The 11404-nt window shown below is 66.2% G+C and carries 9 protein-coding genes; 3 read left to right on the top strand and 6 right to left on the bottom strand.

Annotated features, from left to right (window positions below; translation table 11 throughout):
- Nucleotides 1-8: 8 nt before the first annotated feature.
- The 5 genes from rsmA to lptF are packed head-to-tail and all read right to left on the bottom strand — an operon-like array spanning nt 9 to nt 6777.
- Nucleotides 9-872 carry a 16S rRNA (adenine(1518)-N(6)/adenine(1519)-N(6))-dimethyltransferase RsmA gene (rsmA, locus tag ACWGRX_RS02705; RefSeq protein ID WP_452116316.1) on the bottom strand — a complete coding sequence of 288 codons (864 nt, stop codon included), beginning with the start codon at nt 870-872 and terminating at the stop codon, nt 9-11.
- A complete protein-coding gene (gene pdxA / locus ACWGRX_RS02700) occupies nt 869-1888 on the bottom strand; it encodes a 4-hydroxythreonine-4-phosphate dehydrogenase PdxA (protein ID WP_452116315.1) in 1020 nt (339 codons plus the stop codon). Before pdxA ends, rsmA begins: the two co-directional genes overlap by 4 nt.
- Before the next feature lie 45 nt (nt 1889-1933).
- The gene (locus ACWGRX_RS02695) at nt 1934-4450 is read right to left on the bottom strand and encodes an LPS-assembly protein LptD (protein ID WP_452116314.1); all 2517 of its coding nucleotides are present in this window, start codon (nt 4448-4450) and stop codon (nt 1934-1936) included.
- A 48-nt stretch (nt 4451-4498) separates the two neighbouring features.
- Complete coding sequence (gene lptG / locus ACWGRX_RS02690) at nt 4499-5587, bottom strand: LPS export ABC transporter permease LptG (RefSeq protein ID WP_452116313.1); 1089 nt, start codon at nt 5585-5587, stop codon at nt 4499-4501.
- Nucleotides 5587-6777: an LPS export ABC transporter permease LptF gene (gene lptF, locus ACWGRX_RS02685; protein ID WP_291645337.1), complete on the bottom strand. Its 1191-nt coding sequence runs from the start codon at nt 6775-6777 to the stop codon at nt 5587-5589. The genes lptG and lptF overlap by 1 nt, the downstream gene beginning before the upstream one ends.
- Before the next feature lie 179 nt (nt 6778-6956).
- Here lptF and ACWGRX_RS02680 point away from each other — a divergent pair, with 179 nt between their 5' ends.
- From ACWGRX_RS02680 to ACWGRX_RS02670, 3 genes are read left to right on the top strand one after another with little or no spacing between them, the layout of a single operon-like run.
- Entirely contained in the window at nt 6957-8450 is a 1494-nt protein-coding gene (locus ACWGRX_RS02680; RefSeq protein WP_452116312.1) for a leucyl aminopeptidase, read from the top strand.
- A gap of 47 nt (nt 8451-8497) precedes the next feature.
- Entirely contained in the window at nt 8498-8950 is a 453-nt protein-coding gene (locus ACWGRX_RS02675) for a DNA polymerase III subunit chi (RefSeq protein WP_291640082.1), read from the top strand.
- Entirely contained in the window at nt 8947-9357 is a 411-nt protein-coding gene (locus ACWGRX_RS02670) for a hypothetical protein (protein WP_291640084.1), read from the top strand. Before ACWGRX_RS02675 ends, ACWGRX_RS02670 begins: the two co-directional genes overlap by 4 nt.
- Before the next feature lie 147 nt (nt 9358-9504).
- Here the strand turns inward: ACWGRX_RS02670 and ACWGRX_RS02665 are convergent, their stop codons facing one another.
- Nucleotides 9505-11379 carry an ABC-F family ATP-binding cassette domain-containing protein gene (locus ACWGRX_RS02665; RefSeq protein ID WP_452116311.1) on the bottom strand — a complete coding sequence of 625 codons (1875 nt, stop codon included), beginning with the start codon at nt 11377-11379 and terminating at the stop codon, nt 9505-9507.
- Nucleotides 11380-11404 lie beyond the last annotated feature (25 nt).

Here is an 11404-nt window from a genome sequence, read left to right as displayed (position 1 = left end):
GCTGCCGCTTACAGCGCTTCCGCCAGCGCGTTCGCCAGTCGCACGAAGCCCGAAACCGGGACCTCCTCGGCCCGCGCCGTCGGCGATAGCCCGGCCGCCTCGATGATCGGCGTCGGCTCGGCCAGCACCGGTTTCAGGCTCTGCCTGAGCATCTTGCGACGCTGTCCGAAGGCGGCGAGCGTAATGCGCTCGAGCAGGCGCCGGTCGCAGGGCTCGGGCCGTTGCCGCGGGATGAGCTGAACGATCGAGGAGGTGATCTTCGGCGGCGGCACGAAGGCGCTCTTGGGCACGTCGAACAGGATCTTCGCTTCGCAGCGCCAGCCGGTGAGCACCGCCAGGCGGCCATAGGCGGCACGCTGCTCGGGCGTCGCGACGATGCGCTCGGCGACCTCGCGCTGGAACATCAGGGTCAGCGAGCTCCACCAGGACGGCCAGGGCTCGGCGCTGAGCCAGCCGACGAGCAGCGGGGTCCCGATATTATAGGGCAGGTTGGCGACGATGCGCGCCTCCTGGCCGTGCAGCAAGGCCGACAGGTCGACGGCGAGCGCATCGCCGTCGACGACTTCGAGACGCCCGGGATAATGTGCCGCGATCTCGGCCAGCGCCGGCAGGCAGCGTCGGTCGCGCTCGATCGCGATCACGCGGTCGGCGCCGTTCGCCAGCAAGGCCCGTGTCAGTCCCCCTGGGCCGGGGCCGATCTCGACGACGGTCTGCCCGGAGAGCGGCCCTGCGGAGCGCGCGATGCGGCCGGTCAGGTTGAGGTCGAACAGGAAGTTCTGCCCGAGCGCCTTCTGCGCCATCAGGCCGTGGCGCTCGACCACCTCGCGCAGCGGCGGCAGCCCGTCCTGGGCGAGGCTTTCGGGCGCGCTCATTTCCGCTGTTTCCTCTCGGCCTCTGCCATCCTGCCCGCGAGCTTAAGTGCCGCGCAAAGACTGTCGGGTCGGGCAATGCCCTTGCCGGCGATGTCAAAGGCGGTGCCATGGTCCGGCGACGTCCGGATGAAGGGCAGGCCGAGCGTGACGTTGACGCCCTCGTCGAAGGCGATCGTCTTGATCGGGATCAGGGCCTGGTCGTGATACATGGCGAGCGCGACGTCATAGCCGGCGCGTGCACGTTCATGGAACATCGTATCGGCCGGGTAGGGCCCGCTCGCTTCGATGCCGAGCGCACGCAGCTCCGCGACCGCCGGGGCGACCACTGCGTCGTCCTCGTGCCCGAGCGCACCGCCCTCGCCGGCATGCGGATTGAGACCGCTCAGGGCCAGCCGCGGCCGGGTGATGCCGAAGCGTCGAGCCAGATCGGCGGCGACGATCCTGCCGGTCGCGACGATCAGTTCGGTCGTGAGAAGGGCTGGTACCGCCGCGAGCGGGACATGGATGGTCACGGGAACGACCGCGAGCCCCTCCGACCAGATCATCATCACCGGTTGCGGCACGGTCTTGCCGCCGCGCCCGGCGAGCTCGGCGAGGAATTCGGTGTGGCCGGGGTGGCTGAAGCCCGCGGCATAGAGCACGCTCTTGGCGATCGGATTGGTGACGAGCGCCGCGGCCCAGCCGTCATTCACGGCCGCGACCCCGGCTTCGATCGCCGCGATCACGCCCGCTGCATTGGCCGGGTCGGGTTTGCCCGGTGTTGCAGGGCGCGCACCCGCGATCTCGATGACCGGCAGGGCTTCGTCGAAGATCGCCTCGGCCTCGTCCCAGCCGGCGTTGCGGAGCGGAACTGGCAAGCCGAGCCGATCCGCGACGGCCTGGAGCCCGGTGGCGCTGCCGAGATAGGCGAAGGCGGGCAGGCTCTGCTGCCTGCGCAACAGCCAGGCCATCAGGCTCAACTCCGGGCCGACCCCGGCAGGATCGCCCTGGGTCAGGGCGAGCAGATGGTTGCGCAAGCGCGGCCTCCCTCCGGAGCGATGGCGAGACCGCGGCTGGCTTCGTCAGTTGCTGGCGACGCCGTCGCCCGCACTGCTCGTGCCGAGATTCTGCGAGTAGCTGACCTCACCCAGCGTCCGCAGCTCCAGCCGGAACATCACGGTCCGGGTGTCGTTCTTCGCGCCCGCCTGCCGGTCGGCATAGGATTGCGAATAGGTCACGTCGAAGATCGTGCACTCATCCTGGTATCTCAGGCCAGCCGACAGCGCGGCCGTCTGCAGCGGTCCGGTCTTCGGGTAGATCGGAGCGGCATAGGACGCCGGGTAGAGCTGGTGCAGCCCATAGGCGTCGCGATAGCGCTCACGGTCATATTTGTACTTGTCGAGGTCGAACAGCACGCTGCCACGGACGCTCCAGTACTGCGCGAAGCTGAACGACTGGCTCAGGCTGAGGCCCTCGCGGCGCCGCGGAATCCCGAGCTCGGGCTGCGGCTCATAGCGGCTGTAGCCCAGCGTCGTCGAGAAGATGCTGTGCGAGTACGAGGCCGAGGCGTCGATGCGCTGCGCTTCCCAGTTCGACTCGTCGAAGCGCGCGCCACCTTGGAGCAGCAGGCCCTTGAACGGCTGGTACTGCGCGCGGGCGACATAGTCCGAACGGCGCGTGTCGAGACCCGATTCCAGGCCGGTATTGAGCATGTCGCCGGTGGCGTAGGAGTTGCGCCCACCGAGATGGTAGGACTGGCCGAACAACAGGTTGGCGTAGGAATCCTTGCCGAACGTGCCCGAATAACGCAGGCCGATATTGGCGCGGCTGCCACCCTCGACGCGGTCATAGCCGGAGAACTTGTTCCACTCGAACAGGTTCGTGTCGTCGAAGACCATGCTCTGCGCATCTTCGTTGGCGATGCGCAGGCTGTTGGTCTCGTTCGGCCGGGCCACGACCTGGGCGACCGGCTCGAGGATATGGGTGCCCCAGGACGTCGTGGCGACGAAGGGATAGCGATAGAGCAGGCCGACGGCCGGCATCGCGCGCCCGAACACCTCGTCCGAGGGGTCGGCGATCGTGGTGACGTGGTAGTTCGTATAGCTCGTCGTGTTCGGATTGATCGAGAACACATCGGCCCGGAGCGAGGCGTAGGGCATCCACACCTGACCAAAGGAGTCGGTGAAGTTGCGGCGCCAGGCCACTTCCGCCGTCGCACGCGCAATGTTCCCGGCGAGACCGCGGATCAGGCAGCTGTCCTTCTGGTAGACCGCGCAGCCATCAAACAGCGAGTATTTCGGCGTGTTGATGAGATAGGTGTTCTGGTTCGGAATCTGCTTGAATGCCGCCGCTTCGCGCGACAGATGCGTGATGTTGACGGTGAAGGAGAGCTCGCCGCCGATCATCGAGGGCTTGTGGAGCCGCTTGTTGTAGTCGATCGCGGGCGCCACGATGGGCTGCTGCTTCTGCCAGTCGAGATAGGTCAGCGGCTGGAAATAATAGCCGCGCATGTCGAACCAGGCATTGGCGCTCTGGCCGTTCAGCGCGACCGTCGAGGTCGATTCCTGCAGGAAGCTGCCGCTGGTGATGCTCTCGCTGCGGATCCGATAGTTCTTGTAGAAATACCGGTCGGTCGAGCCGGCGACATCCCAGCTGAAGGTCCAGCGTGGATTCAGGAAGACCTTGCCAGAGGTCTCGATCGAGCCGCGGAACTTGTCGTCGCCGGCGCCGAACGGGCTCGGGAGGAACGCAGCCTTGTCCTGCTGAAAAATGCCCGCGGCGCGGATGTTGTACGAGCCGTTGGAGAAACGATGGCGCCATTCCGCCTCGCCGAGCAGGCCCTGGCGGGTGAGATAGGTAGGCGTCAGGGTGACGTCGTAATTCGGCGCGAGATTGATGAAATAGGGCAGGCCGACGCCATAGCCCAGCGCCGAGGTGTTGATGAATTTCGGCGACAGGAAACCGGTCTTGCGCTTAACCGTCGCGTCCGGCCCCGACATGTAGGGGATATAGGCGATCGGGACGCCGGCGAACTCCAGCCGGGCGTCCTCGTAATAGATCATCTGCTCGGATTTCTTGTGAATGATCCGAGCGGCGCGAACCTGCCAGAAGGGGGGCTTTTCCGGATTTTCGGCGCAGGGCTCGCAGGCGGTGTAGATTCCCTTGTCGAAGACGAATACCTCGCCATCCGTGCGCTCGGCGCGCGGTGCGGAGAAACGTGTCTTGTCGGTGTTCACGACGCGCAGGGAATCGATGAAGCCGTCGCGGAAATCGTCGGTCAGGTTGAAGCGATCGCCGGTGATGACGGTGCCGTTCGCTTCGGTGATGCGGGCATTGCCGTTCGCGACGACGCGCTTGCTGATCCGGTCGTAGACGACGCGGTCCGCTTCGATGGTGCGGCCCTGGTAGAGAATCTGGACGTCGCCGACGGCCGAGACGGTATTCTTGTCCTTGTCATAGACGAGTTCGCGCGCGTCGACGACCATCCGCTCCTGCGGCTTGGCGGCTTCCTGCGCCCAGGCGAGGTCCGGTCCAGCGAAAACCGGCGCGAGCGTCGTCGCCAGCGCGGTCGCTGCAGCAAGGCGCGCAATGCGTCTCACGCCGGGAACCATGAACTCAATCCAAAATTAACCATAGGCACCGTACTATTAGCCATCTTCCTGATGAAGGAGGGCGAGGGCACCGAGCAAGCTGCCCACGATTGCGGGCAGCCATGCGGCCACCGGGGCGTTGACGATTCCCGATGAGCCCAACTCCTCAGATAGTTGTGTCGCCACATAGAGCATGAACCCGGCCGCCACGCCACCTACCACCAGTTTGGTGACACCACCAAATCGGAAAAATCTTAAGGAAACGGATGCTGCTACGAGAATCATGGCGATGAGCAGCAGCGGGCGCGCCTTCAGCGATTCATAGCGCAATTCATAGCGCGTCGTATCGAGTCCGGCCTTGCGCGTCCGCTCGATCACCGTCGGCATCGACCAGAAGCCGACCGAGTCCGGTGGAGTGAAACTTTGCCGCACCTGCTCGGGCTCCAGATTCGTTGCGACGAGGTATGTCGAGTAGCTCTGTGGCTCTTCCATGACCGAGGTGACCCTCGCATCGGTCAGCTCCCAGTAGCCGCTATGCAGGACCGCCTGCCGCGCCTCGATCCGTTCGCTGAAGCCGCCATCGGGGGCGTAGTTGAAGAAGGCGACCTGCGCCAGGCCGACGCCGTCCTCCAATGCGGCCGCGGCGCGGATGATCGCCTGACCGTCGAGGCTGCGCTGGCGGATCCAGATCTCCTTGCCGCTGGCCAGTTGCCCGGTTCGCGCGAACAGCGAAGCTTCCAGCTTGGTGGCGCGCTGCTTCAGCTCTGCCGCGATGGGATTATAGATCCCGATCGAAATCAGGCCGACGAGCCCCGCCACCAGCGCCGCCGGCTGCAGGAACTGCCAGGCGGAGATGCCGACCGAGCGTGCCACGACGAGCTCGAGCTTGCGGCTCAGATTCAGGAGGGCGAACATCCCGCCGAACAGCACGGCGAAGGGAAAGATCTGCTCGGCGACCGAGGGGGCGCGGTACAATGCGAGTTGGATGATGCTCGGCGTGGTTGCCAGTGGGGAATCGCCGGCGCGGCGCATCAGCTCGACGAAATCGAGCGTCAGGATCAGGAAGAAGAACGTCCCGAACACGCTCAGAATGGCGCGGAAGAAGCGCTGCGTGAGATAGCGCCCGAAGGTCTTGAACAACAGCATCAGCTTCGCCGAAAGCGCGCCGAGAGGGCGAGGAAAGGTGCTGCGAGCGGCTCTGTCAGCCGGTCCATGACCACCCGAGCGCGGGCGCCGAAGGCGATCATGCTCGCAGAGATCGCGATCGTGACCAGTGGCAGAAGGTAGAGCAGGACGACGGCGAAACCGGAGCGGACGCTGGCGGTCCAGGCGGCATAGGCTCCGATCCGGATCGCTCCGACCAGCAAAATCGCGAGCTGAATCGCGACGGCGCGGCCCTGGCGGGTGGTGCGTGCCTCGCCGAGAAAGGCGAAGGCGACGAGCATGAAGGCGATCGGATAGAGCGGCGCGGACAGGCGGTTGTGCAGTTCGGCGCGGAAGCGGCCTTCCTGGATCTTGTAATAGGGCTCGTTCGGGTCCTGGGTCAGCAACGCCCACGTCGTCCGCTCGCGCGGCTTGTAGATCACCTTGTCGCCATCGCCGCCGCCGGCGCCGTCGGAATCGCCCGACAGCGCCGAAAGATTGAGCGCATAGCGCTCGAACGAGATGATTGAGCTCGAGTTCCGGTCGCGGCTCTCGCGCTGGATCGTGCCCTTCTCCAGCATCAGGAAGCTGTTGCCGTCGGCTTCCGCCGTCTGGCCGCGCTCGGCGATGTAGACGGCCGGCTGGTTCGGATCGCGCCGGTCCTGCATGAAGATGCCGAGCAGAGCCTGTCCGGAGCGCTCGCGGTAGTGGAAGGTTACGCCGGAATCGAGCGCGACGAACTGGCCTTCCTTGACGACATTGGCGACGAAATCGGCCCGGATCAGGGTGATCAGGTCGCGCAGCGAGCGGAAGCCGGCCGGCATCACCGACAGCGACATCCAGCCGACCAGCGCCGCCGTCACCAGCGTCAGCACGACGAAGGGCCGGGTCAGGCGCTTGGGCGCGACGCCGGTCGCATTCATCACGATCAGCTCGGAATCGCTGTTGAGCTTGTTCAGCGTGTAGAGCGTCGCCATGAACAGCGCGACCGGCGCGATGCCGGCGATCAATGCCGGCAGCGAGAGCAGGGTCACGGTGAAGAAGATCATCACCGTCTGGCCTTTGCCGGTGATGAGATCGACTTCGCGCAGGGCCTGCGTCACCCAGATCACGCTGGTCAGGCCGACGAGCAGAATGACCGTCGCCGCCGCGGCAATCTTGAGGATGTAGCGGTCGAGCAGTCCAAAACGCACGCGGTTCGATCCTGGGCAGGCGGGCATAAGGGCGAAGGCGCTGCCCTTGGACGGCTCGCCTCGAAGCTCCTATGGTATAGCTTCGATCGTGGCGCAAACGGGAATCGTTTGTGGCCTTCCCGCGCCATTGCCAGTTCATCCTGCCCCTTCCGCCCGCCCTCCGCCAATGTGAGCCGTCGATGTCGCAGCGCCTGAAGCTTGAGATCAAAGCCATGAACGCCATTGCCGGGGAGGACCTCGTCGTCCTTGTCTCGGACAAGCTGATCCCTGCGCCGGCGGCGGAGGAGTGGCTGGGCGAGGGCGGTCGCGGCCTGATCGCCCGTGCGGCGGCGGCCGAGCGCTTCAAGGGCAAGGCTCTGTCCGGCCTGACGATCCTGGCGCCGGAGGGGGCAGGCTATGAGCGGCTGATCCTTGTGGGGGTCGGGCCCGAGGGCGAGCGCGACAAGCTCGACTTCGCCCTTCTGGGCGGGGCCATCGCCGGCAGACTTGGCCATGGTCGCAGCGCCGACATCATCGCCGCCCTGCCGGGAGGCGAGCTCTCCGCCGCCGAGATCGCCGAGATCGGCCTCGGGCTGCGGCTGCGCTGCTATGCCTTCAACCAGTACAAGACAAAGAGCCGCGATGCCGAGCAGAGCGAGGCGAAGACCGCGATCCTGCGTGTCGCCGACTCCTCCGCGGTCAAGAAGGCGCTGAAGGCGCGCGAGGCGATCGCCGGTGGCGTCGAACTGGCTCGCGATCTCGTGAACGAGCCGCCGAACGTGCTCTATCCCGAGGAGTTCGCCGAGCGCGCGGCGAGGCTCGAGAAGCTCGGCGTCGAGGTCGAGGTCCTTGACGAGAAGCAGCTGAAGAAGATCGGCATGCGGGCCTTGCTCGGCGTCGGCCAGGGCTCGAGGCGCGAGAGCCGCGTCGTGGTGATGCGCTGGAACGGTGCCGGCAAGGGTGAGCAACCGGTCGCCTTCATCGGCAAGGGCGTGACCTTCGACACCGGCGGCATCTCGATCAAGCCGGCCGGCGGCATGGAGGACATGAAGGGCGACATGGCCGGCGCCGCCTGCGTCACCGGGCTGATGCACGCGCTCGCCGCCCGCAAGGCGAAGGTCAATGCGATCGGCGTCATCGGTCTCGTCGAGAACATGCCGGACGGCAACGCTCAGCGCCCGGGCGACATCGTGACGTCGCTCTCCGGCCAGACCATCGAGATCATCAACACCGATGCCGAGGGGCGGCTCGTTCTTGCCGACGTGCTCTGGTACACGCAGGACCGCTTCAAGCCGCTCTTCATGGTCAATCTGGCGACGCTGACCGGAGCGATCCTGGTCGCGCTGGCGCAGGAGAATGCCGGCCTGTTCTCGAACAATGACGAACTGGCCGAGCGGCTTTTCGTCGCCGGCAAGGCGACCGGCGAAACGGTCTGGCGCATGCCTCTCGGTGCCGCCTACGACAAGATGATCGATTCCAAATTCGCCGACATGAAGAACTCGGCTGGCCGTCATGGCGGCTCGATCACCGCGGCGCAGTTCCTGCAGCGCCATGTCAACGACACGCCCTGGGCTCATCTCGACATCGCGGGTACCGGCATGGGTTCGCTCTCGACCGAGATCAACCGCTCCTGGGGCTCTGGCTGGGGCGTGCGCCTGCTCGACCGGCTGGTGGCGGACCACTACGAGGCTTGATTCGCATTATCAGTCCGCGCGCATAAGCTGCTGGAAAAGCCGGCATCATGGCCGAGATCTGGTTCTACCACCTGCAGTCTCGTCCGCTCGAGCAGGTCTTGCCGACGCTGCTCGAGCGCTCGCTGGCGCGCGGCTGGAAGGTGGTGGTCGAGTGCTCCAGCCGCGAGCGTCTGGCCGCGCTCGACGATCGGCTCTGGACCTATGCGGACGATTCCTTCCTGCCGCACGGCACCGCAGGTGAACCGGATGCCGCCGGTAACCCGATCGTGCTCACCACCGATGCCGGCAATCCGAATGCGGCGCAGGTCCGTTTTTGCGTCGATGGCGTCCGCATTCCCGACGCATTGGACGATTATGAGCGCGTCATCCTGATGTTCGACGGTGACGATCCGGAGGCACTCGCCTCCGCCCGCGAGGACTGGAAGAAATTACGAGCGCGGGGCCTGGCTGCGACCTATTGGCAGCAGGACGAGACCGGCCGCTGGGAGAAAAAAGCGTGAAAATCTCCGTGATCGTCGCTCTGGCCATCGGCCTGGGCGGCTGCGCCGTCGACATGGGCGGCTTTTCCTTCGTCTCGGACGAGCGCGGCACGCGTACCAGCAGCGCCACGGCCCGCATCTCGACGCAGGAGGCGATGCTGACGCCGGATGGCGAGTGCGCTGCCGATGTCTCGCTCGATCCCGCGACGCGACCGCTGCCGAAGGAGATCGCGCCCGGTATCACCGAATGCGAGCTGGTCAGGCTGAAGGCCAAGCGGCCGACCGATGTGCTGATCGGCGAGAGCGGCAAGGGCCAGCGCGAGGTCCAGGTGCTCTATAACGAGCCCGGCGGACGCGAGATCTACATGTTCACCGACAACCGCCTGAGCCGCATCGTCAAGCCGGGCCAGCCCGAGCAGCAGGGCTAGCACGCTCCGGCCGGCTCGTAAGGTCATTCCGGCTGGAGCGAAGCGGAACGCCGGAAACCCTCAAAGGTCTCCGGGGCTTACCGATGGATTCCGGAAAAGTGCCGCGACGCGGCTGTCCCGGAGTGACCATGCAGCCGGAGCATTGCCTCAGGCGCTCTCTAGCTCCTCGCTGAGCGACAGCCATTCCTCTTCGGCCGCGCCGAGCGCCTCGGCGAGCTCGGCGCGCTGGCGCGAGAGCTGCAGCGCCTTGTCCGGATCGCGCACGAAGGCCGCGCCATTGCCGAGCACCTCGTCGACCTTCTCGATCAGCCCGGTGAGCTTGGCGATGCGCGCCTCGGCGAGGTTGAGCTTCTGGCGCAGCGGTCCTTGCGCCGCGCGCTTCTGGGTGTTGCCCTTGCGTTCGTCGGCCTTGCCGGGGACGGGAACTTCCTGAGCGGGTTTCTCGCGTTTCGCCTGTTTCTCCTTGCCAAGCACGAAGCTGCGATAATCCTCCATGTCGCCGTCGAAGCTCTTCACCGTGCCGTCTGCGACCAGCCAGAGCCGGTCGGCGCAGGCCTCGATCAGGAATCGGTCATGGCTGACCAAGATCACGGCGCCGGGATAGTCGTTGATCGCCTTGACCAGCGCGGTGCGGCTGTCGATGTCGAGATGGTTGGTCGGCTCGTCGAGGATGAGCAGATGCGGGCCGCCAAAAGTGGCGATGCCGAGCATCAGCCGGGCCTTCTCGCCGCCGGAGAGATTCTTGACCGGCGTGTCGGCCTTGCTGGCAGGGAAGCCGATCTGCGCCGTGCGGGCGCGCACCCGGGCCTCCGGCTCGTCCGGCATCAGCTGGCGGATATGGCCGACCGGCGTGTCCTCCATGCGCAGCTCGTCGAGCTGGTGCTGGGCGAAATACGCTGTCTGCAGCTTGGACGAGCGCTTCATCTCTCCCGAGAGCGGGGCGAGGCGGCCGCCGATCAGCTTGCAGAAGGTCGACTTGCCGTTGCCGTTCGAGCCGAGCAGGGCGATGCGATCATCCGGCACCAGCGTCAGATTGAGTCGCTGCAGCACCTTGCGCTCGCCATAGCCGGCGCTGGCGCTTTCGAGCACCACCATCGGCGGCGAGAGCGGCCGTTCCGGCCCCGGGAAAGAAAATGGCTGGACGTCGCGATCCTGGATGACCGCGATCTCCTGCATCTTCTCGAGGCGCTTTACGCGCGACTGCGCCTGTCGCGCCTTGGTCGCCTTGGCCTTGAAGCGGTCGACGAAGGCCTGGAGATGCTTGCGCTCGGCATCCTGCTTGTCGCGCGCCTTGGCGAGGTGAGCCTGCTTCTCCGCGCGCAGCTTCTCGAAGGCGCTGTAGCCGCCGCGATAGATCGTCAGCTTGCCCTGGTCGAGATGCAGGATGTGGTCGACGCAGGTATCGAGCAGTTCGCGGTCATGGCTGACGACCAGCACGGTATGCGGGTAGCGCTCGAGATAGTCGTAGAGCCAGAGCGTGCCTTCCAGGTCGAGATAGTTGGTCGGCTCGTCGAGCAGCAGAAGGTCGGGCTCGGAGAACAGCACCGCGGCGAGTGCGACGCGCATGCGCCAGCCGCCCGAGAAATCCGAGCAGGGGCGCTGCTGGGCTTCCTCGTCGAAGCCGAGGCCGTGCAGCACGGTCGCGGCGCGGGCCGGGGCGGAATGGGCGCCGATATCGGCGAGCCGGGTCCCGATCTCGGCGATGCGCATCGGGTCGGTCGCGCTCTGCGCCTCCTTCATCAGGGCGGCGCGCTCGGTGTCGGCGGCGAGGACGACGTCGATCAGCTTCTCGGGTCCGCCCGGCGCCTCCTGCGCCACCCCGCCGATGCGCATGCCCCGTGGCAGGCTGACGCTGCCGCCTTCCGGAGAGAGGTCGCCGGTGATGATGCGGAACAGGGTGGTCTTGCCGGTGCCGTTGCGGCCGACCAGCCCGACGCGCGCGCCTGCCGGCAGTGCCGCGCCGGCCTTGTCCAGCAGCAGCCTGTCGCCGAGCCGGTAGGTGATGTCGCTGAGGGTGAGCATGGGCTGGCTTTAGGCAAACTTGCCA

This window comes from Allobosea sp. NPDC055594 (assembly GCF_053618995.1).
This window is presented reverse-complemented; position numbering and strand designations above follow the sequence as displayed.